Source organism: Streptomyces sp. NPDC051310 (assembly GCF_044455245.1).
Classification (GTDB): Bacteria; Actinomycetota; Actinomycetes; order Streptomycetales; family Streptomycetaceae; genus Streptomyces.
Window position 1 is genome coordinate 248,012 of sequence record NZ_JBITEO010000011.1, and the last position, 23,445, is coordinate 271,456.

Consider the following 23,445-nt stretch of genomic DNA (forward strand, 5'->3'; position numbering starts at 1 on the left):
CGAGCGTCGGAAGGTAGGACGCGCTACAGCAGCGCGCCGGTCCGCCGCCACCGCAGCAGCAGAAGGACGAGGGTCGCGTACAGGACGGCGACCAGGGCGACCAGCGGGAGCGACCGGCCGTCGGGTGGGAGCAGCAGTGCGGCGATCCCGGCCGCTCCCACGAAGGCCACGTTGAACAGCACGTCGTAGAGGGAGAAGATCCGGCCCCGGTGGGAGTCGTCCACCACCTTCTGTACGACCGTGTCGGTGGAGATCTTGGTGCCCTGTGTCGTGAGCCCCAGGACGAAGGCCGCGACCAGCATCGGCACGGGAGCGAAGGGCACTCCCAGCGCAGGCTCCAGCACCGCGGCTGACCCGGCGCATACCGCCATCCAGCCGTACTGCCCCAGCCGCCCGACCATCCAGGGTGAGAGCACCGCCGCGGCGAAGAACCCTGCGCCGGACACTCCGATGGCCAGTCCCAGCAGCCCGAGCCCCTCCGCATCGCTGGCGGACCAGGCGTACCGGCAGAGCATGAGCACCATGACCGTCAGCGCGCCGTAGCAGAAGCGCATCACGGTCATCGCGGCCAGCGCCCGCGCGGCGTCCCTGCGCTCCGCCAGGTGCCGCAGCCCGTCGGCCAGGCCCCGCGCGGTCGAGGCCAGGGCGACGCCGAAGCGGGGCTGCACCACATCCGGGTCGGGCCCGAGAAGCTCGCGCCCCAGACGCAGCGAGGCGAGCGCCGCACAGAGATAGAGCGCAGCGCCGAGCAGTACGACTGCCGCGTCGGAGTCGGCCACGAGCAGCCGTACGGCGAAGGCGAGCCCGCCGCCGGCTGTCGCGGCGAGGGTCCCCGCGGTGGGCGAGACGGAGTTGGCCATCACGAGTCTGTCGGCGTCGACGACCCGGGGCAGGGCGGCCGACAGTCCGGCCAGGACGAAGCGGTTGACGGCCGTGACGGTGAGCGCGGAGCCGTAGAAGACCCACTCCGGCACGGAGATCAGGATCAGTAACGCGGTGACGCCGGCCAGCAGGGTTCGCAGCAGATTCCCGTAGAGCAGGACCTGGCGCCGCCGCCAGCGGTCGAGCAGGACGCCGGCGAACGGGCCCACGAAGGAGTAGGGCAGCAGCAGGACCGCCATGGCGGAGGCGATCGCGGCGGGCGAGGTCTGCTTCTCGGGGGAGAAGACGACGTACGTGGCGAGCGCCACCTGGTAGACGCCGTCGGCGCACTGGGAGAGCAGTCGTACGGCGAGCAGGCGGCGGAAGTGCGCAAGGCGCAGGAGTACGCGCAGATCACGTACGACAGGCATGGCCCAAGGGTCACATACGGCGAAGGTCCCCGGGCAGATGCCACGGGGACCTTCGACACAGCGGGTGCCGCCAAGAGGGCGAGTGCGGCTGAACAGCAGCAGCACGGGCCGGGCGTTCACCGGCGGTGGGACTCAGCGCTCGGCCTCCGGGGCCGGCGCGTCGTCCGCGGGGTCAGCGCTGCGCCGGCAGGCTCAGCGCTCGACCTCACCCTTGATGAACTTCTCGACGCTCTCGCGGGCCTCGTCGTCGAAGTACTGCACCGGCGGGGACTTCATGAAGTACGAGGACGCGGAGAGGATCGGGCCACCGATGCCGCGGTCCTTGGCGATCTTCGCGGCGCGCAGCGCGTCGATGATGACACCCGCGGAGTTCGGGGAGTCCCACACCTCGAGCTTGTACTCCAGGTTCAGCGGGACGTCACCGAAGGCGCGGCCCTCGAGGCGGACGTACGCCCACTTGCGGTCGTCCAGCCAGGCGACGTAGTCCGACGGGCCGATGTGGACGTTGTTCTCGCCGAGGTCCCGGTCCGGGATCTGCGAGGTGACGGCCTGCGTCTTGGAGATCTTCTTGGACTCCAGGCGCTCGCGCTCGAGCATGTTCTTGAAGTCCATGTTGCCGCCGACGTTCAACTGCATCGTGCGGTCCAGGACGACGCCCCGGTCCTCGAAGAGCTTCGCCATGACGCGGTGCGTGATGGTGGCGCCGACCTGCGACTTGATGTCGTCACCGACGATCGGGACGCCGGCCTCGGTGAACTTGTCCGCCCACTCCTTGGTGCCGGCGATGAAGACCGGGAGGGCGTTGACGAAGGCGACCTTGGCGTCGATGGCGCACTGGGCGTAGAACTTCGCCGCGTCCTCGGAACCGACGGGCAGGTAGCAGACGAGGACGTCGACCTGCTTGTCCTTGAGGACCTGGACGACGTCGACCGGGGCCTCGGGGGACTCCTCGATGGTCTGGCGGTAGTACTTGCCCAGGCCGTCCAGGGTGTGGCCGCGCTGGACGGTCACGCCCGTCGACGGCACGTCGCAGATCTTGATGGTGTTGTTCTCGCTGGCGCCGATGGCGTCCGCGAGGTCAAGACCCACCTTCTTCGCGTCCACGTCGAAGGCGGCCACGAACTCGACGTCCCGGACGTGGTACTCGCCGAACTGGACGTGCATCAGACCCGGCACCTTGCCCGCCGGGTCGGCGTCCTTGTAGTACTCGACGCCCTGCACCAGCGAGGCGGCGCAGTTGCCCACGCCGACGATGGCTACGCGAACCGAACCCATTCCGGTTGCTCCCTGTGTGTTCTCGACGAGGCCCTGCGGGTCGCGGGGCCTCACTTTGCGGTGTCGTCGGACGGATCCGGCCGGGTACTGCCCCCGTGCCGGGGCAGGCCGCCCGTCTCTCCAGATGTGTTGTCCTGCTGCGCGGAGCCCTCAGTGCCCGGCCCGGAGGTCCCGTCGCCCTTGGGGGCGTCGGTTCCGGATCGTCGCTGGGCCCGGCCCGCCCGCTCGCTCTCGATGAGCTCGTTCAGCCAGCGCACTTCGCGCTCCACGGACTCCATGCCGTGCCGCTGCAGCTCGAGCGTGTAGTCGTCCAGGCGCTCGCGCGTCCGGGCCAACGAGGCGCGCATCTTCTCCAGGCGCTCCTCCAGGCGGCTGCGGCGCCCTTCGAGCACCCGCATCCGCACCTCACGCTCGGTCTGCCCGAAGAAGGCGAAGCGGGCCGCGAAGTGCTCGTCCTCCCAGGAGTCCGGGCCGGTGTGGGACAGGAGCTCCTCGAAGTGCTCCTTGCCCTCGGCCGTCAGACGGTAGACGATCTTGGCCCGCCGTCCCGCGAGCGAGGCGGCGAGAGCGTCCTCGGGAGCGCTGCCCGGTTCCTCGATCAACCAGCCGTTTGCGACCAGCGTCTTGAGGCAGGGGTACAGGGTCCCGTAACTGAACGCCCGGAAGATCCCCAGCGACGTGTTGAGCCGCTTGCGCAGCTCGTATCCGTGCATCGGGGCTTCGCGCAGCAGGCCGAGGACGGCGAATTCGAGGATGCCGGAGCGCCTGCTCATCCGTCGCCTCCTCCTCCCCCGTCACCGTCGCTCGTACCGATGCTTATGTCGTACTGATGTATCGACTCGATACATCCCGACGATAGAGCGACGCCCCTGTTGCGACAAGTGGGGTGATCGTGAGCGGCGTCACATCGTCAATTCGCAGCAGGCGAGTTGCCTGATTTGGGGTGAACTTCCCCGCTAGTTGGGTTTTGACCGTGCGTAGTCTGTGCGGCATGCACACCACCGGGAACCATGCGCCGCCAGGGGGCGTCCTCGTCCTGAGTGCACTGTGTGCACCGCGGACGAGCTCGAGCCAGGGCTGGTCCGCAGCCATTTCGGGGGGACCGGAACTCACTGCCGCTTCCAGGCGTACTCGCCTGCCCGAGGAGTAGTCGTTCGATGAGCGAGCACCGTCGCAAACCGCCCCAGCCGCAAGGTGGCGGACGTGCCGCGGCCAGGCGAGCCGCCCAGCAGCCCTCAGGCCGCCGGGCAGCTCAGGCACGGGGAGCCAGTACCGGCTCCCCATCCGATGAGTACGGTACGGAGCGCCCGTACGGCGGCCGCGCCGAGGCCCGCCGTGCCGCCCAGCGCGGCACCGGACGCGGTGGCGGACGGGGGCGGGGCGCAGTCGGGCAGCCCGGCAAGAAGCGGATGATCGACTACCCCCGCCACGACAAGTACGGCTGGCGCCGCTGGGTGCCGTCGTGGCGCCTTGTGACGGGCCTGACCCTCGGCTTCCTGGGCATCGTCATGGCGGCCTCCACCATCGCGTACGCCATGGTGGAGCTGCCGGACCCGCAGAAGGTCGCCACGGCGCAGAACAACGTCTACTACTGGGACGACGGCACGCAGATGGCCGCCACCGGTGGTGAGATCAACCGGCAGATCATCGGGATCCACCAGATCCCCGAGAACATGCAGAACGCCGTGATCTCGGCGGAGAACAAGACGTTCCGCACGGACTCGGGCATCGACCCGATGGGTATCGGCCGCGCGCTGTTCAACATGGCCCGGGGCGAGCAGACGCAGGGTGGCTCGACCATCACCCAGCAGTACGTCAAGAACGCCATGCTCAACGACCAGTCGCAGACGCTGAGCCGTAAGTTCAAGGAACTGTTCATCTCGATCAAGGTGGGCAACGAGGTCGACAAGCCCCAGGTCATGGCGGGCTATCTGAACACCTCGTACTACGGGCGGGGTGCCTACGGCATCCAAGCGGCGGCGCGCACCTACTTCGACAGGGACGCCAGCAAGCTCGACGCCAGCCAGTGCGCCTTCCTCGCCACGCTGCTCAAGGGGTCCACGTACTACGACCCCGCCGGCGCGACCGAGATCGACCCGGACGCCACGCGCGAAGCCAACACCGAGAGAGCCACCAAGCGGTGGGCGTGGATCCTCGACGAGATGGTCAAGGACGGCCACCTCCCGGCCGCCGAGCGCGCCCAGTACACGGGGCTCCCCGAAATCCAGGAGCCGCGCAAGAGCGCCACGCTGAGCGGGCAGATCGGTTACCTGGTCGACCTCGCCAAGGCCTACTTCATCAACAACAACGACCAGGGCATCACCACGAAGGACCTGGCGCGGGGCGGCTACGAGATCCACACCACCTTCAACAAGCAGAAGGTCGAGAAGCTGGAGAAGGCCGTCAAGGCGGTCTACGACGAGCACATCGACCCCAAGAAGCGGCCGGAGGAGGACACCCACGTCCAGTTCGGCGGCGCCTCGGTCGACCCCGGGACCGGCGCGATCGTCGCCATCTACGGTGGTGAGGACGCCACCAAGCACTTCACCAACAACGCCGACCAGACCGGCGCCCAGGTCGGCTCGACCTTCAAGCCGTTCGTGCTGGCCGCCGCGATGCGGGACGGCGTCCGCAACCCCGAGCTCGGGCCCGAGCAGGGCCCCGACGAGCGCCGGATCATCGACCCGGACACGGCCGTCTACAACGGCGACAACAAGGTCAAGATCAGGAACTACAACCGCACCGTCTGGCAGAACGAGGACGGCAAGGAGTGGCTGCAGGTCAACGACGGTGATCAGAGCTACGGCGACATCAACCTCCGCAAGGCGATGATCCACTCCGCCAACTCGCCGTTCGTGCAGCTCGGCATGGACGTCGGCATCCCGACCGTGCGGCAGGCCGCGGTGGACGCGGGTCTGCGCGAGAGCAGCCTCGCGAAGGGCAACGTTCCGTCCTTCTCGATCGGTATCTCCGACCCGAGCGCCATCCGCATGGCGGGCGCGTACGCGACGTTCGCGGCCAACGGCGAGCAGCGCGATCCGTACTCCGTCACGGAGGTCAAGAAGCAGGGGCGGACCGTCTACAAGCACGAGGACAAGGCGAGGAAGGCCTTCTCCAGCGCTGTGGCGAGCAACGTGACCGATGTGCTGAGGGACGTCGTCGAGCACCCGGACGGCACCGGCAACAACGCCGCCATCCCGGGCCGGCAGGTCGCCGGCAAGACCGGTACCACCGACGGCAACAAGTCCGCCTGGTTCGTGGGCTACACGCCGCAGCTGGCGACCGCCATCGACATGTACCGGATGGACGACAACGCGGCCAACAAGAACCGCAGGTTCCTGGAGATGTACGGCACCGGCGACCAGAAGAAGATCCACGGCTCGTCGTTCCCGTCCGAGATCTTCCAGAAGTACATGTCGGACGCCCTCAAGGGTGAGAAGGTCGAGAGGTTCCCCGAGCCCGAGGACCTCGGAGCCGAGCCCATGTGGGGCGGCGGCGCCAAGAGCCCGGAGCCGACGCCGTCCGACACACCGTCCGCGAGCCCGTCCGACACGCCTTCGGCGAGCCCGTCGCAGACGCCGCCCTCGAAGAGCCCCGAGCCGGGCAAGTCCTGTGCCCCGCTCGAGTGGGACTGCGAGGACACCGGCGGTGGCGGCCAGACCGGCGGCGGTGGCGACACCGGCGGTACCACGGACACCGGCGGTACCACCGAGGGCGAAACCACCACCGGGGGCGGCCTGACGCCCACACCGACCGCTCCGACCGGAGGCGGCGGCAACGGCAACAACAACGGTGGCAACGGCGGTGACCCGGGTGGGGGCTGGTTCGGCGGCACGGACGGCTAGCGCTCCGCCCGCCCCCTGAGCCGGAGGACCGGCCGCCGGGAGGTCCGCCGACCGGGCCACCGGCGCCCGAGGCCGATGCGAGGGCCGTCGCACCCGCTGCGTACATGACGTACGGAGGCGGGCGCGGCGGCCCTCGCCGTCGTTCGGCACGGTTGTCCGCAGGCCGCTCCGTGCGGCTGCCGCACGGCTCCCCGGACGTTGTCCACAGGCCGCACGGATCCACAGCCCGGTACGGCAGGATGTCCCCATGCCGAGCCCAGAGAAGACCAGCGCGCACCAGGACCGGCCCGTCGTGCGGCCCACGTGGCGGGACGAGGTCGCGGCCGCGGGCAGCGAGCTGATCGGCGGGCCGTCCGGCCGGTGGGCGCGGCTCGGCAGCAGTCCCTTCAGTCCCGTCCGGGTCGTCGCACTCGTCGCCATCGGCATGTTCGCGCTGGGCATGGTGCAGAAGCTGCCCTGCTACAACTGGGCCTGGTTCCGCGGCACCAACTCGCAGTACACCCACGCCTGCTACTCCGACATCCCGCACCTGTTCCTGGGCCGTGGGTTCGCCGACGGTCTGATCCCGTACTTCGACCGGCTCGGCGGGGACATGGAGTACCTCGAGTACCCGGTGCTGACCGGACTGTTCATGCAGGTGGCGGCGTGGGCGGTGGCTCCGTTCGACGGTGATGTCCAGTCGCGCGAGCAGGTGTACTGGATGGTCAACGCCGGCATGCTGATGGCCTGCGCGGCCGTCCTCGCCGTGTGCGTCGCCCGTACGCACCGCAACCGGCCGTGGGACGCCCTGCTGGTCGCGCTGGCGCCCGCTCTCGCGCTCACCGCGACGATCAACTGGGACCTGCTCGCCGTGGCGCTGACGGCCGCCGCCATGCTGATGTGGTCGCGCGGGCGGGCGCTCGCCTTCGGGATCCTGCTGGGGCTGGCCACGGCCGCCAAGTTCTACCCGTTCCTCCTGCTGGGCCCCCTGCTGCTGCTGTGCTGGCGGGCCTGGAAGTGGCGCGAGTTCGGGGTGGCGCTGCTGGGGACAGCGGGCTCCTGGCTGGTGGTCAACCTGCCGGTGATGCTGCTGGCGCCCGAGGGATGGAAGAAGTTCTACACCTTCAGCAGCGAGCGGAGCATCGACTTCGGCTCGTTCTGGCTGATCATCACCCAGCGCACCGGTGAGGCCATCGAGGTCGAGGCGGTCAACACGTACGCCATCCTGCTGATGCTGCTGGCCTGCGCCGGGATCGCCGTGCTGACGTTCACCGCGCCGCGGAGACCGCGGTTCGCCCAGCTGGCGTTCCTGGTGGTCGCCGCGTTCATCCTCACCAACAAGGTCTACTCGCCGCAGTACGTGCTGTGGCTCATCCCGCTCGCGGCCCTCGCCCGCCCGCGCTGGCGGGACTTCCTGATCTGGCAGGCGTGCGAGGTCATGTACTTCCTCGGGATCTGGATGTACCTCGCCTACACGACGAGCGGCAACAAGCAGGGGCTGCCGACCGATGGGTACCAGTTCGCGATCGCCCTGCACCTGGCCGGGACGCTGTTCGTCTGCGCCATGGTCGTCCGCGACATCCTGCTGCCCGAGCGGGACGCCGTACGGCGGGACGGGGAGGACGACCCGTCCGGCGGGGTGCTGGACGGGGCGCAGGACGTCTTCGTGCTCGGCCAGGCGGCACACCCGCCGGAGCACGCGGCCCACGCGGTGCGGGGGCCGCGGGTGGAGTGGGGCGTCGTACGGGAATGAGCTTCCCGCCGCGGACGCCGGCCGGACCTAGGGGTCGTCTTGCCGATCATGCCGGGCTCGACGACACCCCCTAGCGGTCCACGAGGCGGTCGAACTGGGTGGTGGTGTGCCGCAGGTGCGCCACCAGTTCGTCGCCGACCTTCGGCTCCTGGGCGTCCGCGGGGACGAAGAGGATGGACACCTGCATGTGCGGCGGCTCCGCGAACCAGCGCTGCTTGCCCGACCAGACGAACGGCGAGAGGTTGCGGTTGACCGTCGCCAGACCGGCGCGGGCCACGCCCTTGGCCCGCGGCATCACGCCGTGCATGGCCTTGGGCGCCTCGAGGCCCACTCCGTGGGACGTGCCGCCGGCGACGACGACCAGCCAGCCGTCCGACGCCGCCTTCTGCTGCCGGTAGCCGAAACGATCACCCTTGGCGACCCGGGTGACGTCCAGGACCGCGCCGCGGTACTGCGTCGCCTCGTGGTCGCCCAGCCAGAGGCGGGTGCCGATGCGGGCGCGGAAGCGGGTCTGCGGGAACTGCTGCTGGAGCCGGGCCTGTTCCTCCGCCTTCAGGTGGCTGACGAACATGGTGTGCAGCGGCAGCCGGGCCGCGCGCAGCCGGTCCATCCAGCCGATGACCTCCTCGACGGCGTCGGTGCCGTCCGTGCGGTCCAGCGGCAGGTGCAGCGCGAAGCCCTCCAGGCGGACGTCCTCGATGGCGGCGTGCAGCCGGCCCAGGTCGTGCTCGCCGATGCCGTGCCGCTTCATCGAGCTCATGCACTCGATGACGACACGGGCGCCGACCAGCGCGTGGACGCCGTCGACGGACGACACCGAACGGATCACCCGGTCCGGCAGCGGCACGGGCTCCTCGCCGCGCCGGAAGGGCGTGAGGACCAGCAGGTCACCGCTGAACCAGTCCTTGATCCGTGCGGCCTCGTACGTGGTGCCCACGGCCAGCATGTCGGCGCCGAAACGTGCCGCCTCCTCCGACAGCCGCTCGTGTCCGAAGCCGTAGCCGTTGCCCTTGCAGACCGGGACGAGGCCCGGGAACTGGTCGATCACGGTCTTCTGGTGCGCCCGCCAGCGAGCGGTGTCGACGTAGAGGGAGAGCGCCATGGCCGGCACGGAACCTTTCTGATGGCTGCGGGGGATCGAACGTGGGTACGAGACTGCGGGGGCGTCAGCGACGCGACATGTAGATGTCCAGCGCCTTGTGCAGCAGCTTGTTGAGCGGGAAGTCCCACTCGCCGATGTACTCGACGGCCTCGCCGCCCGTGCCCACCTTGAACTGGATCAGGCCGAAGAGGTGGTCCGTCTCGTCGAGCGAGTCGGAGATGCCGCGCAGGTCGTAGACGGTCGCGCCCATCGCGTACGCGTCGCGCAGCATGCGCCACTGCATCGCGTTCGAGGGCCGGACCTCGCGGCCGATGTTGTCGGAGGCGCCGTAGGAGTACCAGACGTGGCCGCCGACGACGAGCATGGTGGCCGCCGACAGGTTCACGCCGTTGTGGCGCGCGAAGTACAGCCGCATGCGGTTCGGGTCCTCGTTGTTGAGGACGGTCCACATGCGCTGGAAGTAGGAGAGGGGGCGCGGCCGGAAGCGGTCGCGCACGGCGGTGATCTCGTACAGGCGCTGCCACTCGGCCAGGTCCTCGTAGCCGCCCTGGACGACCTCTACGCCGGCCTTCTCGGCCTTCTTGATGTTGCGCCGCCACAGCTGGTTGAAGCCCTTGAGGACGTCGTCGAGCGAACGGTTCGCCAGCGGCACCTGGAAGACGTAGCGGGGCTGGACGTCACCGAAGCCGGCGCCGCCGTCCTCGCCCTGCTGCCAGCCCATCTTGCGCAGCCGGTCCGACACCTCGAAGGCGCGCGGCTCGATGTGGCTCGCCTCGACGTCGCGCAGGCGCTTGACGTCCGGGTCCTGGATGCCGGACTTGATCGCGGCCGCGTCCCAGCGGCGGATGACGACCGGCGGGCCCATCTTCACCGAGAAGGCACCCTGGTTCTTCAGGTGCGCCAGCATCGGCTGCAGCCAGTCGTCGAGGTTCGGCGCGTACCAGTTGATCACCGGGCCCTCGGGCAGATAGGCGAGGTACCGCTTGATCTTCGGAAGCTGGCGGTAGAGGACCAGACCGGCGCCGACGAGCTGGCCGCTCTTGTCGAACCAGCCCAGGTTCTCCGAGCGCCACTCGGTCTTCACGTCCGCCCACGCCGGGACCTGGCAGTGACTCGCCGCAGGCAGGCTCTGGATGTACGCCAGATGCTGCTCTCGGCTGATGGTCCTCAGGGTCAGGCTCATGCGGGGCGCTCCTCGGCAGGTGTGTCCCCATTGGTCAGGGGCTCCGGCTCTCGCGCCGAAGCCTACTGGCACCGGGGAGCGCCCCGTCTGGCTGTGGGCCATCTACGGGCCGTACCGGCCCTGTCAGCTCACGGCGCGGGCCCGCGCCGTGTGAGTGGGGTGGCCGCGGCGGCTAGCCGAGGACGCCGCCGAAGAGGCCTCCGTGCGCCATCCCGAGGAAGAAGCCGACCGCGGATGCGCCGAGACCGATGATCAGCAGCGTCCGCTCGCGGGTGGTCTCCGAGATGAACTGTCCGTACGCGCCCGTGAGGATGCCCGCCAGCCCCGCCCAGGAACTCAGCAGGTGGAGGCTGTGGAACTGCGCGGTGATGAAGGCAAGCACGCCCAGCACCAGGGTCACTGCCATCAGCGTGTCCGGGAGGGGGTGGGGCTTGCCGTCCGTGGCGAAGAGGGACGAAGTGGGATGACGATGGAATGCCTGGGCCATGAGGCACCTCCTGGCTGTGCCGGAAGGCGGCGCATCGTAGCGCCGCACGCACCCGATGTGTACAGATTGCGTCCCCTCACCACGGGATTTCAACCGGAAGCCGGTGTGCGGGTACTCTGTACGGTCTGCACCGGTGTCTGCCCATGCCCATCGTCAGGTGCTCTCGTCGGCCCGGCCGACCGGGGTGGTTGTCAGTGGCGGCCGATACCGTTGCGCACGCATCACGACCCTCCTGCCACGGAACGACCGTGGCCGCTGAGTCCAAAGGAGGTGGGTTCCACATGCGTCACTACGAGGTGATGGTCATCCTCGACCCCGATCTGGAGGAGCGCGCTGTCGCCCCCCTGATCGAGAACTTCCTCTCCGTCGTCCGTGAGGGCAACGGGAAGGTGGAGAAGGTCGACACCTGGGGCCGTCGTCGTCTCGCTTACGAGATCAAGAAGAAGCCCGAGGGCATCTACTCGGTCATCGACCTGCAGGCCGAGCCTGCGGTCGTCAAGGAGCTCGACCGCCAGATGAACCTGAACGAGTCGGTCCTCCGGACCAAGGTCCTCCGTCCCGAGACCCACTGAGCACTCGCTCAGAGGTCATCGGGTTCGAGTAGCAGCAGCAAGCAGCCAGAAGCAATCCCGCCGAGAGGTTCCCCATGGCAGGCGAGACCGTCATCACGGTCGTCGGCAATCTTGTCGACGACCCCGAGCTGCGCTTCACCCCGTCCGGTGCGGCGGTCGCGAAGTTCCGTGTCGCGTCCACTCCCCGTACCTTCGACCGCCAGACCAATGAGTGGAAGGACGGCGAGAGCCTGTTCCTGACCTGCTCGGTCTGGCGCCAGGCGGCGGAGAACGTCGCCGAGTCGCTCCAGCGCGGCATGCGTGTCGTCGTGCAGGGCCGACTGAAGCAGCGGTCCTACGAGGACCGCGAGGGCGTCAAGCGCACGGTCTTCGAGCTGGACGTCGAGGAAGTCGGCCCCAGCCTCAAGAACGCCACGGCCAAGGTCACCAAGACCACCGGTCGCGGCGGCCAGGGTGGCTACGGTGGCGGCCAGCAGGGCGGCGGCAACTGGGGCGGAGCCCCGGGTGGTGCCCCGCAGGGTGGCGGCGGTGCTCCCGCCGACGACCCGTGGGCGACCAGCGCGCCGGCCGGTGGCGGCCAGCAGGCCGGCGGAGGCAGCTGGGGCGGAAGCTCCGGCGGCGGCTACTCGGACGAGCCTCCCTTCTAGGCCCTCACGGCCTCGGGGGTGGGGGCTCGCACCCACACTTCTTGATCACACAGGAGATACACCATGGCGAAGCCGCCTGTGCGCAAGCCGAAGAAGAAGGTCTGCGCTTTCTGCAAGGACAAGACCGCTTACGTGGACTACAAGGACACGAACATGCTGCGGAAGTTCATTTCCGACCGCGGCAAGATCCGTGCCCGTCGCGTGACCGGCAACTGCACGCAGCACCAGCGTGACGTCGCCACGGCCGTCAAGAACAGCCGTGAGATGGCGCTGCTGCCCTACACGTCCACCGCGCGATAAGGAGAGGGTGACCGAATCATGAAGATCATCCTCAAGCACGAGGTCTCCGGCCTCGGCACCGCCGGCGACGTCGTCGAGGTCAAGGACGGTTACGCGCGCAACTACCTGGTTCCGCGTGGTTTCGCGATCCGCTGGACCAAGGGTGGCGAGAAGGACGTGGCGCAGATCCGCCGCGCCCGCAAGATCCACGAGATCGCGACCATCGAGCAGGCCAACGAGGTCAAGGCCCAGCTCGAGGGCGTGAAGGTGCGTCACGCGGTCCGTGCCGGTGACTCCGGCCGTCTCTTCGGCTCCGTGACCCCGGCCGACATCGCTTCGGCGATCAAGGCTGCGGGTGGCCCCGACGTCGACAAGCGTCGTGTGGAGCTCGGCTCCCCGATCAAGACGCTCGGCGCGCACCAGGTCTCCGTGCGTCTGCACGCTGACGTTGTTGCGAAGCTGAACGTCGAGATCGTCGCTGCCTAAGCGTCGCGCTCAGCAGTAACAGAAGGGCCGCACCCAGCCGGGTGCGGCCCTTCTGCTGTTTCACGTGAAACAGCCGCCGTGCCTGGATCAGCGGGTGGCTTCACAGCTTCAGCGCGTGGCGCCGGTGACCACCCAGCGGCCGGAGCGGGCGCGCCACCACAGCGTCAGCATCCTGACGGCCATCATCAGGGTCATGGCCCACCAGAGAGCGGTCAGCCCACCGCCCAGGACCGGGACCAGCAGTGCGACCGGCGCGAAGACGGCAAGCGTCAGCACCATCGCTGCGGCCAGGTAGGGGCCGTCGCCGGCACCCATCAGCACGCCGTCCAGGACGAAGACCACGCCTGCGATCGGCTGGGAGAGGGCTACGACGAGCAGCGCCGGCAGCAAGGTGTCCTGAACGGTCGGGTCGGCCGTGAACAGCGGGATGAAGAGCGGCCGCGCCAGGACGATCAACGCCCCGAGAACCACGCCGGAGGCGATGCCCCACTGGACCATGCGCCGGCACACCTGGCGGGCCCCGTCGGCGTCATCGGCACCGAGGTAGCGGCCTATGATCGCTTGCCCCGCGATGGCGATCGCGTCCAGCGCGAAGGCCGTCAGGCTCCACAGGGAGAGGATGATCTGATGGGCGGCGACGTCGACGTCCCCGAGCCGGGCCGCGACAGCCGTGGCGATCATCAGGATGGCGCGGAGTGAGAGCGTACGGACGAGGAGGGGGACTCCTGCCTGCGCGCTGGCTCGTATGCCCGCGGCGTCCGGCCGCAGGGAGGCGCCGTGTCGGCGAGCTCCTCGCACCACGACGAACAGGTAGGCGGCGGCCATGCCGCACTGGGCGATGACCGTGCCCCAGGCGGAGCCCGCGATGCCGAGATCCGCGCCGTAGACCAGACCGACGTTGAGGGCGGCATTGGCCGCGAAGCCGGCGATGGCGACGTACAGCGGCGTCCTGGTGTCCTGAAGGCCGCGCAGGACTCCGGTGGCGGCGAGCACGATGAGCATCGCCGGTATCCCCAGGCTGGAGATACGCAGATACGTGATGGCGTACGGTGCGGCAGTGTCGGACGCGCCGAAGATATCGACCAGCCAGGGTGCTGTCGGCAGCGTGACGGCGATGACGGCGACGCCCAGGATGAGCGCGAGCCAGATGCCGTCCATGCCCTGGCGGATGGCCGCGGGGAGGTCCCCGGCACCGACCCGGCGGGCCACCGCGGCCGTGGTGGCGTAAGCGAGGAAGACGAACACGCTGACGGCGGTCGAGAGGAGAGCGGCCGCGATGCCGAGGCCGGCGAGTTGGGGGGTGCCGAGGTGGCCGACGATGGCGCTGTCGACCATCAGGAAGAGCGGTTCGGCGACCAGCGCTCCGAAGGCGGGAACGGCGAGCGCGATGATCTCGCGGTCATGTCGGCGGTGGGCGCTTCCGGGCGGCGCGGGGGCCTGGCTCATGGTCTCAATCTAATCTTCCACAGGTAAGAGATGTAAAGGGTTTGTGATCCTTACCAAAGAGCGAGACGCCGGTTCTTGTGTGCGCCGTTTGTTCTGATCTTGGCCCTGGCGGGAAAGTTTTTCTCCCCCACAGCCGGTGGATGGAAAAAGCGCAGGTCAGGAGCGGTGTGGTGGCGTGGGTATGAGTTTGTCCACACGGCTGTCCCCTGCTCCGTGCACAGGTTCTGCGGGGTTCTCCACAGCATCTGGTCCTTCACCCACAGGCCCTGTGGATAACCAGATTGGCTGACGGTGCCCGCGGGCCTACCGTGGTCCGGCGCTCGACGCGCCAGAAGCGGAGTTGAGCCTCTCGTTTTGTCAGTGTCGTGCCGTAGAAAGAGTGGCACGGCGAGGTCCGCGGAGCGGACGGGAGGAGGTGGCCGGTGAGCATCCCCGAGCCTTTGGACGACCCGTGGGCGGACACCGGTCCCAGTGATCGTCTGCCCGTCACCCGCCAGCGCGGCAGTGACAGCCGGGGCCGCGGCCGGGGCCGTGACGAGCAGCACGAGCGCGGCAGCGACGACGGCCCGTGGGACAGCGGTGCCGGAGGGTTCGAGCGGGTGCCGCCGCAGGACCTGGACGCCGAGCAGTCGGTGCTCGGCGGCATGCTGCTCTCCAAGGACGCGATCGCGGACGTCGTGGAGATCATCAAGGGCCATGACTTCTACAAGCCCGCCCACGAGACCATCTACACCGCGATCCTCGACCTCTACGCCAAGGGCGAGCCGGCCGACCCCATCACGGTCGGCGCCGAGCTGACCAAGCGCGGTGAGATCAACCGCGTCGGCGGCACCCCCTATCTCCACACGCTGGTCCAGTCGGTTCCGACCGCGGCCAACGCCTCGTACTACGCGGAGATCGTCCACGAGCGGGCGGTGCTGCGCCGTCTGGTGCAGGCGGGCACCAAGATCACGCAGATGGGATACGCCGCGGACGGCGACGTCGACGAGATCGTCAACCAGGCCCAGGCCGAGATCTACGCCGTCACCGAGCAGCGCACGAGCGAGGACTACCTTCCGCTGGGCGACATCATGGAGGGCGCGCTCGACGAGATCGAGGCGATCGGTTCGCGCAGCGGCGAGATGACGGGCGTGCCCACCGGCTTCACGGACTTCGACTCGCTGACGAACGGCCTGCACCCCGGCCAGATGATCGTCATCGCGGCCCGTCCCGCGATGGGTAAGTCCACGCTCGCGCTGGACTTCGCACGCGCCTGCTCGATCAAGCACAACCTGCCGAGCGTGATCTTCTCCCTCGAAATGGGCCGCAACGAGATCGCGATGCGTCTGCTTTCCGCGGAGGCCCGGGTGGCGCTGCACCACATGCGCTCCGGAACGATGACGGATGAAGACTGGACCCGCCTGGCCCGGCGCATGCCGGACGTCTCGCAGGCGCCGCTGTACATCGACGACTCACCGAACCTGTCGATGATGGAGATCCGCGCGAAGTGCCGTCGGCTGAAGCAGCGGAACAATCTGAAGCTCGTCGTCATCGACTACCTGCAGCTGATGCAGTCCGGCGGGTCGAAGCGTGCGGAGAGCCGCCAGCAAGAGGTCTCGGACATGTCGCGAAACCTGAAGCTGCTGGCGAAGGAGCTGGAGCTTCCCGTCATCGCGCTCTCGCAGCTGAACCGTGGACCCGAGCAGCGTACGGACAAGAAGCCCATGGTCTCGGACCTGCGTGAGTCCGGCTCGATCGAGCAGGACGCGGACATGGTGATCCTGCTGCACCGTGAGGACGCGTACGAGAAGGAGTCGCCGCGTGCCGGCGAGGCGGATCTGATCGTGGCCAAGCACCGTAATGGTCCCACCGCGACCATCACGGTGGCGTTCCAGGGCCACTACTCCCGCTTCGTCGACATGGCACAGACGTGATCCGGTGTGCTGTAGGGTCTCAGATTTCGCGGCACAATCTCATCTCCGATGGCACATCGACGGCACTTATGCCGCCGTTGTGAGACTCGCCGGTGAAGGCGTTCACCCTTTCGGGTGAGGGGTTTCCGGCTCGTACCGCGCGTTGAAGTTCCGCTGACACCCTTGACTGCACGGGCCATCGCCCTTTTACAAGCGCCATGGCGCCATCGAACGGGACTGGCTCATCGAGCAGTACGTCCACCGTCGGCGAACTCTGCCGGACCTCGCCCGCGAAACCGGCATGAGCACCGCGAATATGGCCCGCTGGGCCCACACCCACAGCATCCCCCTTCGGCCACGCGGTGGAGCCAGCCACGACACCGCCCTTCGCACCCTCGAGCAGGCGGCAGAGGCCCCCGCCATCCTGCGTGACGCCTTGACTAGCCCAAATGCCTGGCAGCGACTCGAACGCTTCGCTGCCGCCCTGCCCTACCCCACCGTCACCGACGCTGCCCGAGCCCTCGGCATTCATCAATCGACACTGACAACCCAGATCAACCGGCTCGAAGGGGACCTGGGCCGACCCCTGATCGAACGTGCTGAACGGGGCCGCAGGATGCGGCCCACGCCCTTCGGCAGAAAGGTGGCAGCGGCCGGCCATCAAACGTCTCACCGGCCCAGGCTGACTGCCGCAACAACACAGGCAGTCGCGGGCCGAGAGTCTTTCCTCGGCGAGTGATGAGAAGAGGGCTATGGAGAGTCAAGGTCACGAGATGATCGCGTCATGAATGAGATCGTCTTGATGTCCGACGCGAGGGTCGCAGCCGTACCTGTTCAGGAGTGTGGTGAACGGCTCGTCGATGTCCGCCGGGGCAACTCTCTGCTTGTCGATGAGCGAAAGTGGCAGGACTCCGCGGGCGCCTTCGCCCACCTGCGGCAAGGAGTAGTCGATCGACTACTCAAGGCCCAGGCGCAGCTGCCTCAAGGGATACGGTTGCTGTTCGTCGAGGGGTATCGCCCGCCGTCCCTGCAACGTCACTACTTCGACGAATACGGAGATGAACTGCGGGCCGATCATCCGGACTGGTCCGCTGAGCAGGTCCGCTCGGCAGCCAGCCGCTACGTGTCCCCGCCTGAGATCGCACCCCACAGTGCCGGCGCAGCCGTTGACTTGACGCTCGCAGACCCAGACGGTCGTGAACTCGACATGGGGACCCGCATGAACGCGACTCCTGAGGAGAGCGCGGGCGCCTGTTACACGCAGGCCGACAACATCAGCGACCAGGCCCGCTCCAATCGAGACATCTTGGGCACGGCGCTTACCGCTGCTGGCCTGGTCAACTACCCCACAGAGTGGTGGCACTGGTCATACGGAGACCGTTACTGGGCCTTGATGACAGGAGCGGATGCGGCCCACTACGGGCCCAAGGAACTGGGTTCGGCATGAACCGGGATCGTGTAGTTGAAGCGTTTCGTCTCGAGGCCGGGCAACTCGCGCGGGCGATGACTGACGTCTCGGAGGCTGAGTGGCGTCTGCCGACCAGGTGTGAACCGTGGAAAGTGTGCGACTTGCTGGCGCATGTTCGGGTGGTGATTGCCTGGCTTCCCGACATGCTGACCGCACCGGCGCCGATCCGTGCCGAGGTCTCGGCAACGGAGTACTACCGGCCCGACGACCGTTTCGCTCCGGAAACCAACGCGGCGCGGATCGTCCTGGCCCAGGCTCATGCGGCTGAGCAACTGAGTGGCACCGCGCTCGTCGAGGACTTCGAAGCCACTTGGCAGCGTGTGGACCGCCTATGCCGGGCTGAGCCAGAAGGGCGTTTGGTTCGCACCAGGCATGGCGATCCGATGCTCCTGTCGGAGTTCCTGCTGACGCGGGTGGTTGAGGTCGCCCTGCACGGCCTGGACCTGGCCGACGCCCTGGGACGAGAGTCGTGGTTGACTTCCCAGGCCGCAGATCTGGTGCAGGACCTTCTGCTCGGCCCGGCGGATGGCGTGGCGGCACTGGAGAAGCTGGGTTGGGGCCAGCTTCGCTTCCTGCGCAAGGCGACCGGGCGTGAGCCGATCACAAGGGAAGAAGCGCTTGACGTCGACCGCCTGGGCATCCGGTGGCTCGCGCTGGGGTGAGAACGTCTTTGGGAGTGGATCTATAGAGGGCGTCGGGCCGGGAGGACCGAGGCCGACGCCCGAGGAAATGACACGTCCGTGAGACGGAAGCCAGGCCGTCCAGCGTGAGACACCGCGCGAAGCATCAGGTCAGAGCGGTGGGCCGTGACACGGAACTTGAGACCCTACATGTGCTCGACCCTGAAGGTCGTGCCGCTGGTTAACCGGTCGACGGCGTGATCTCCGGGCGCTAGACCTGAGCCATGACGTCATCCTTCGAAGCACTGCTCCCCACGACCGAACGGGCACTCGTCCACCGGATCGCCACTGCCCAGGCCGAGGGGCGTACACCGTCCCTCGTCGGGGCCCTCGTCAGGGACGGCGAGGTGGTGTGGACGGGTGCTCGCAGTTGTGTGGACGGGCATGCCCCGGACGCCGATACGCAGTACCGGATCGGGTCCATCACGAAGCCGTTCACGGCCGTTCTGGTCATGCGCCTGCGGGACGAAGGGCTGCTCGACCTGGCCGACCCGTTGGAGAAGCACCTGCCGGGTACGGGGGTGGGCGAGGTCACCGTCGCCCAGCTGCTGAGTCACAGCTCCGGCCTGATCGCCGAATCACCGGCGCCCTGGTGGGAGCGGACGCCGGGGGACCTGCGCCCGGGGCTCACCGATGTGCTCGGTGAACGTCCGCTGCTGCACCCGGCCGGGCGCCGCCATCACTACTCCAACACCGGCTACACCCTGCTCGGTTCTCTCGTCGAAGCGGTGCGCGGGGTGCCCTGGGAGGAGGCGCTGCGGACCGAGGTCCTCGCACCGCTGGGGCTGGACCGCACGACCACGCAGCCCGTCCCACCCCATGCCGGTGGCTGGGCGGTTCATCCCTGGGCCGATGTGATGCTGCCCGAACCTGCCGAGGATCTGGGGCTGATGGCACCGGCGGGTCAACTGTGGTCCACGACCGCGGACCTGTGCCGGTTCGCTTCCTTCCTCGCCCACGGTGATGACCGCGTGCTCCGTGCGGAGACGGTCCAGGAGATGCGTTCGCCGGCCGTGGCGCCGGAAGAGGGTGACTGGGACGGCGGATACGGCCTGGGCCTCCAGCTGGTCCGCAGAAACGGCCGCACACTCATCGGCCACAGCGGCTCCCTGCCGGGCTTCCTTGCCGGGCTGTGGATCGACGTGTCGGAGGGGCTCGCCGCTGTCGTGCTGGCCAACGCCACATCGGGGCCCGTGCCCGGCGTGGTGGCTGCCGATCTGATCCGTATCGTGGCGGAGGCCGAGCCGCGCATCCCCGCGCCGTGGCGGCCGCTGCCCGAGGTCGATCCGGCCCTGCTGGCCCTGACCGGTCCCTGGTACTGGGGGACGTACGCCTACGGCCTGGCGCTCGTGGCCGACAGCGGCGTGGAGCTGCGTCCCCTGCGGGGGCCGGGACGGGCCTCCCGCTTCCGGGCCGGGGGCGACGGGACCTGGACCGGCCTGGACGGCTATTTCGCCGGGGAGACCCTGCGGGTGGTGCGTCGGGACGATGGATCGGTGAGCCATCTGGACCTGGGCTCGTTCGTCTTCACACGAGAGCCGTACGCGCCCGGTGACGCTGTGCCGGGCGGAGTGGACGAGGGCGGATGGCGCGGCCTGTGAGACCACAGCGCTGTTTCACGTGAAACGTGGGACAGCGCCGGTCCGCACCGCCGCAGGAGGGCCGTCACACGGCCGGAGCGTGCAGCTCTTCGACCACTCTGACCAGCGGGGCGAGCGCCGGGTTCTTGGCGGCTTCGTCGAGCGCCTCGCGCAGGGCGGCGTCATTGGTGGGCCTGGCTTCCTCGAGGAGGGCCAGGCCCGCCTCTGTCACATCCGTGTAGATGCCGCGCCGGTCGGTGTCGCACAGGTACCGCGTGAGGAGTCCGCGGTCCTCCAGCCGGCTGACCAGGCGGGTGGTCGCGCTCTGGCTGAGGACGACGGCGTCGGCGACCTGCTTCATCTGCAGATGGCCGCCCGGTCCGTTGTGCTGGCGGCTGAGAACGTCGAGCAGGGAGTACTCGCGCATGCTCAGGCCGTGTCCCGCCTCCAGCGCGCGCTCGATGTGGGCCTCGATCTTCCCGTGCAGCAGAGAGAGGGCGCACCACCCCTGGGAGAGGGCGGTGAGGGCCGGGTCTGTCGCTGTCATGGGGGTCTCCTCCGTCCCGGAGCGGCTTCACCTCAGCATAGATGACGGCTGCAATAGCCAGCGCTTGCAAATAACCCGCGTCTGCAATTATTGTGGACGCTCGTAAGGCGCAGACGCAACATCTTTGGAAGGTAGAACCCATGCCGCTCGCGCTCCTCGCCCTGGCCATCGGGGCCTTCGGTATCGGAACAACCGAGTTCGTGATCATGGGTCTGCTGCCCCAGGTCGCCGGTGACTACGGAGTCTCGATCCCGACCGCCGGTTACCTCGTCACCGGCTACGCACTCGGCGTCGTGCTCGGCGCGCCCCTGATGACCGTCCTGGGCACCAAGGTCTCCCGCAAGCGCATGCTGATGCTGCTGATGGGGCTCTTCATCGCCGGCAACATCGTGTCGGCCGTGGCACCGGTCTTCGGGCTGATGCTGCTGGGCCGTGTCGTGGCATCACTCGCGCACGGGGCGTTCTTCGGCATCGGCTCCGTGGTCGCGGCCGACCTGGTCGCCCCGGAGAAGAAGGCCGGCGCGATCGCCATGATGTTCACCGGTCTGACCGTCGCCAACGTCGTCGGTGTGCCGGCCGGAACGTTCATCGGCCAGACCGCGGGCTGGCGGGCGACCTTCTTCATCGTTGCCGTGCTGGGCGTCCTCGGCCTGCTCGGCGTGGCCAAGCTGGTGCCCGAGCAGCCCCGGCCCGAAGGCGTACGGCTGCGCCATGAGCTCGCCGCGTTCCGCAATGTGCAGGTACTGCTCGCCATGGCGATGACGGTGCTGGGCTTCGGGGGCGTGTTCGCCGCGATCACCTACATCACGCCGATGATGACCGAGGCGGCCGGCTTCGCGGAGTCCTCCGTCACCTGGCTGCTCGTTCTGTTCGGCCTCGGGATGGTCGGCGGCAACCTGATCGGCGGCAAGTTCGCCGACCGTGCGCTGATGCCGCTGCTCTACGTCTCGCTGGGAGCCCTCGCCCTCGTGCTGGCGCTCTTCACCTTCACCGCGCACCACCAGGTGGCGGCCGCTGTCACGATCACACTGATCGGTGCGCTCGGCTTCGCGACCGTACCGCCGCTGCAGAAGAGGGTTCTGGACCAGGCAGCCGGAGCGCCGACCCTCGCCTCGGCCGTCAACATCGGTGCCTTCAACCTCGGTAACGCGCTGTCCGCATGGCTCGGCGGCATCGTCATCTCGGCCGGGCTGGGCATCACCGCCCCGAACTGGGTCGGTGCCGTGCTCGCCGCCTCGGCCCTCGCCCTGGCCGTTCTCTCCAGTGCCCTCGAGCGCCGGGACGGCCGCCGCGGTAGCCGGGTCGTCGCCGGGGCCACTCCTGAGCCGACGGTGGTGCCCGCCGCGACGGCGCGCCACTGACCAGCCGCCCCGAGCACGTCCTGACCGGGGCGCGTCGCCCGGAACGAGAGGCCGTGCCCCCGTCCCGCCATCACAACCCCTCAGAAGAACCCCCGCACCAAGGAGCACCCTCATGAGCACCGCCTCCACCATCGCCGTCGCCCCGCTCACCACTCAGGACGCGGAGACGCTCCTCGACACCGCCCGCCGCGCCGCCGAGGCGGCCGGGGTCACGGTCGCTGTCAGCGTTCTCGATGCCGGCGGCCACCTGCTGGCCTTCCGCCGCGATGACCGTGCCGTCCTCATCGCCGGTGAAACGAGCACGCGCAAGGCGTTCACCGCCCTCCAGCTGAACGCCCCCACGGCCGAGCTGGTTGACGCCGTCCAGCCGGGTGGCCCGTTCCACACGCTGCCGACAGCGCTGGACCGCCCGCTGCTGTTCATCGCGGGCGGCGTCCCGATTCACCGCGACGGCCGCCTTATCGGCGCCATCGGTGTGGGCGGCGGCGCCCCCGCCCAGGACCACGAGTTCGCTTCCGCAGCCGTGCAGGCGCTCGCCTGAGGACGTCACGGTTTCACGTGAAACACACCTGTGCTCCCGCCGTCAGCGACATCCGACGGCGGGAGCACACGCATGAACGCCAGGCATGCGGGCAACTGCCGAAGTGAAGATCAGGGACCGGCTCTGTGCAGAGTTGGAGGTACGGCTGGACGAGTGCGCTGCATCCGGTGATTCCATGTCCGACGCGGAGACCGGGTCCGCACGGCATGCGGATGTGCGGGAGGTGCTTCTCCGAGGGGCCCACGACCGGTGCGGTCGCCGCTGGTTCCCAGGGCATGGAGGCAAGGCAGCCTAACGGGAAACGCATGGGAAAACGCGGGCTTTCCGCACTCGGTCCGACGGACCGGAAGGCGCTGGCATGCTGCGACGACGGCCACTCCCGCCCGTGTCGCGCAGAGGTGACGGTCATCCCGATTCATGGCGCGCCGCGGTGACGGGGGGCCAGTGAGCGGATGACGGGGCAGCGCGGGGAATCGAGTCATGTTCCGGATGGTCGGAAGTCCGGACACCGACCGCTAGACGTTCGAGGCGAGGCACTCTATGGACGCTCCGACCACCACGTCGGCCGACAACGGAACTTCCGGTGACAGCGGCAGTGGCGGAGGCTGGTTCACGCCGCGCCGGCCCGTGTCGGACCGGCCTGCCGCGCCGGACCAGGAAACCGGCGGGGATGCCGGAGCGGGCCGAGAGCGCATGGAGGGCCCACGCCGTCTTCTGACCTCCATACGGCTGGGGGGGGGGGGGGGGGGGGGGGGGGGGGGCGGGGGGCGCCCCCCGCCCGGGGGGGGGGCGGGGGCGCCCCGCCCCCCCCCCCCCCCCCCCCCGCCCCCCCCCCCGCCCCCCCCCCCCCCCCCCCCCCCCCCCCCCCCCCCCCCCCCCCGCGGGGGCCGGCCGGGGGGGGGGGGGGGGGCCCCCGCGGGGGGGGGGGGCGGCGCCCCCCCCCCGGCAGCAGCTCGTCACCGGAGCGGCACTCCTGGCCCCGCGGCCGGATGTCCTGCCCCGGCAGCACCTCGCGCTCGGCGTGCAACCG

Annotated in this window: 21 protein-coding genes and 1 pseudogene; 13 read left to right on the forward strand and 9 right to left on the reverse strand. The window is 69.0% G+C overall.

Annotated features, from left to right (window positions below; translation table 11 throughout):
* Positions 1-23: 23 nt before the first annotated feature.
* The 3 genes from ACIA79_RS18760 to ACIA79_RS18770 all read right to left on the reverse strand — a co-directional run bounded on the left by ACIA79_RS18760 (position 24) and on the right by ACIA79_RS18770 (position 3,340).
* Positions 24-1,292 (reverse strand): MFS transporter, encoded by a 1,269-nt coding sequence (locus tag ACIA79_RS18760; RefSeq protein WP_399429402.1) that lies wholly within the window; start codon positions 1,290-1,292, stop codon positions 24-26.
* Positions 1,293-1,484: 192 nt separating this feature from the next.
* The gene (locus ACIA79_RS18765) at positions 1,485-2,567 is read right to left on the reverse strand and encodes an inositol-3-phosphate synthase (protein ID WP_399429403.1); all 1,083 of its coding nucleotides are present in this window, start codon (positions 2,565-2,567) and stop codon (positions 1,485-1,487) included.
* A gap of 50 nt (positions 2,568-2,617) precedes the next feature.
* Positions 2,618-3,340 carry a helix-turn-helix transcriptional regulator gene (locus ACIA79_RS18770; RefSeq protein WP_399429404.1) on the reverse strand — a complete coding sequence of 241 codons (723 nt, stop codon included), beginning with the start codon at positions 3,338-3,340 and terminating at the stop codon, positions 2,618-2,620.
* A 384-nt stretch (positions 3,341-3,724) separates the two neighbouring features.
* On the opposite strand from ACIA79_RS18770, the gene ACIA79_RS18775 reads away from it, so the two are divergent.
* Positions 3,725-6,412 (forward strand): transglycosylase domain-containing protein, encoded by a 2,688-nt coding sequence (locus ACIA79_RS18775; protein ID WP_399429405.1) that lies wholly within the window; start codon positions 3,725-3,727, stop codon positions 6,410-6,412.
* A gap of 247 nt (positions 6,413-6,659) precedes the next feature.
* Positions 6,660-8,144 carry a glycosyltransferase family 87 protein gene (locus tag ACIA79_RS18780; protein ID WP_399429406.1) on the forward strand — a complete coding sequence of 495 codons (1,485 nt, stop codon included), beginning with the start codon at positions 6,660-6,662 and terminating at the stop codon, positions 8,142-8,144.
* Positions 8,145-8,214: 70 nt separating this feature from the next.
* On the opposite strand, the gene ACIA79_RS18785 is transcribed toward ACIA79_RS18780, so the two are convergent.
* The 3 genes from ACIA79_RS18785 to ACIA79_RS18795 all read right to left on the reverse strand — a co-directional run bounded on the left by ACIA79_RS18785 (position 8,215) and on the right by ACIA79_RS18795 (position 10,916).
* On the reverse strand, positions 8,215-9,246 hold the full coding sequence (locus tag ACIA79_RS18785; protein WP_399429407.1) for an alanine racemase: 1,032 nt from the start codon (positions 9,244-9,246) through the stop codon (positions 8,215-8,217).
* Between the two features lie 64 nt (positions 9,247-9,310).
* Entirely contained in the window at positions 9,311-10,429 is a 1,119-nt protein-coding gene (locus ACIA79_RS18790; protein ID WP_031071894.1) for a peptidoglycan bridge formation glycyltransferase FemA/FemB family protein, read from the reverse strand.
* A gap of 172 nt (positions 10,430-10,601) precedes the next feature.
* Positions 10,602-10,916 carry a hypothetical protein gene (locus tag ACIA79_RS18795; RefSeq protein ID WP_399429408.1) on the reverse strand — a complete coding sequence of 105 codons (315 nt, stop codon included), beginning with the start codon at positions 10,914-10,916 and terminating at the stop codon, positions 10,602-10,604.
* 281 nt (positions 10,917-11,197) lie between these two features.
* Here ACIA79_RS18795 and rpsF point away from each other — a divergent pair, with 281 nt between their 5' ends.
* The 4 genes from rpsF (at position 11,198) to rplI (ending at position 12,900) form a co-directional block, all read left to right on the forward strand.
* Complete coding sequence (gene rpsF / locus ACIA79_RS18800) at positions 11,198-11,488, forward strand: 30S ribosomal protein S6 (protein WP_003956532.1); 291 nt, start codon at positions 11,198-11,200, stop codon at positions 11,486-11,488.
* 74 nt (positions 11,489-11,562) lie between these two features.
* Complete coding sequence (locus ACIA79_RS18805) at positions 11,563-12,135, forward strand: single-stranded DNA-binding protein (protein ID WP_399429409.1); 573 nt, start codon at positions 11,563-11,565, stop codon at positions 12,133-12,135.
* A 63-nt stretch (positions 12,136-12,198) separates the two neighbouring features.
* Positions 12,199-12,435, forward strand: coding sequence for a 30S ribosomal protein S18 (gene rpsR / locus ACIA79_RS18810; protein ID WP_005315025.1), 237 nt, complete (start codon positions 12,199-12,201; stop codon positions 12,433-12,435).
* An 18-nt stretch (positions 12,436-12,453) separates the two neighbouring features.
* A complete protein-coding gene (rplI, locus tag ACIA79_RS18815) occupies positions 12,454-12,900 on the forward strand; it encodes a 50S ribosomal protein L9 (protein WP_399429410.1) in 447 nt (148 codons plus the stop codon).
* A 108-nt stretch (positions 12,901-13,008) separates the two neighbouring features.
* Here the strand turns inward: rplI and ACIA79_RS18820 are convergent, their stop codons facing one another.
* Positions 13,009-14,346 (reverse strand): MATE family efflux transporter, encoded by a 1,338-nt coding sequence (locus tag ACIA79_RS18820; protein ID WP_399429411.1) that lies wholly within the window; start codon positions 14,344-14,346, stop codon positions 13,009-13,011.
* 422 nt (positions 14,347-14,768) lie between these two features.
* Here ACIA79_RS18820 and dnaB point away from each other — a divergent pair, with 422 nt between their 5' ends.
* The 5 genes from dnaB to ACIA79_RS18845 all read left to right on the forward strand — a co-directional run bounded on the left by dnaB (position 14,769) and on the right by ACIA79_RS18845 (position 19,987).
* On the forward strand, positions 14,769-16,259 hold the full coding sequence (dnaB, locus tag ACIA79_RS18825) for a replicative DNA helicase (protein WP_399429412.1): 1,491 nt from the start codon (positions 14,769-14,771) through the stop codon (positions 16,257-16,259).
* A gap of 295 nt (positions 16,260-16,554) precedes the next feature.
* Complete coding sequence (locus tag ACIA79_RS18830) at positions 16,555-16,977, forward strand: LysR family transcriptional regulator (RefSeq protein WP_399429428.1); 423 nt, start codon at positions 16,555-16,557, stop codon at positions 16,975-16,977.
* A gap of 45 nt (positions 16,978-17,022) precedes the next feature.
* On the forward strand, positions 17,023-17,685 hold the full coding sequence (locus ACIA79_RS18835) for a M15 family metallopeptidase (RefSeq protein ID WP_399429413.1): 663 nt from the start codon (positions 17,023-17,025) through the stop codon (positions 17,683-17,685).
* Positions 17,682-18,368, forward strand: a complete 687-nt coding sequence (locus ACIA79_RS18840; RefSeq protein WP_399429414.1) for a maleylpyruvate isomerase family mycothiol-dependent enzyme — start codon at positions 17,682-17,684, stop codon at positions 18,366-18,368. The genes ACIA79_RS18835 and ACIA79_RS18840 overlap by 4 nt, the downstream gene beginning before the upstream one ends.
* A 242-nt stretch (positions 18,369-18,610) precedes the next feature.
* Positions 18,611-19,987 carry a serine hydrolase domain-containing protein gene (locus ACIA79_RS18845; protein WP_399429415.1) on the forward strand — a complete coding sequence of 459 codons (1,377 nt, stop codon included), beginning with the start codon at positions 18,611-18,613 and terminating at the stop codon, positions 19,985-19,987.
* Positions 19,988-20,051: 64 nt separating this feature from the next.
* On the opposite strand, the gene ACIA79_RS18850 is transcribed toward ACIA79_RS18845, so the two are convergent.
* Positions 20,052-20,513: a MarR family winged helix-turn-helix transcriptional regulator gene (locus tag ACIA79_RS18850; protein ID WP_399429416.1), complete on the reverse strand. Its 462-nt coding sequence runs from the start codon at positions 20,511-20,513 to the stop codon at positions 20,052-20,054.
* 140 nt (positions 20,514-20,653) lie between these two features.
* On the opposite strand from ACIA79_RS18850, the gene ACIA79_RS18855 reads away from it, so the two are divergent.
* Positions 20,654-21,874 carry an MFS transporter gene (locus tag ACIA79_RS18855; RefSeq protein ID WP_399429417.1) on the forward strand — a complete coding sequence of 407 codons (1,221 nt, stop codon included), beginning with the start codon at positions 20,654-20,656 and terminating at the stop codon, positions 21,872-21,874.
* 112 nt (positions 21,875-21,986) lie between these two features.
* Positions 21,987-22,415, forward strand: a complete 429-nt coding sequence (locus tag ACIA79_RS18860; RefSeq protein ID WP_399429418.1) for a heme-binding protein — start codon at positions 21,987-21,989, stop codon at positions 22,413-22,415.
* 910 nt (positions 22,416-23,325) lie between these two features.
* Here the strand turns inward: ACIA79_RS18860 and ACIA79_RS18865 are convergent.
* Positions 23,326-23,445, reverse strand: a pseudogene (locus ACIA79_RS18865) (molybdopterin molybdenumtransferase MoeA); the annotation flags it as partial.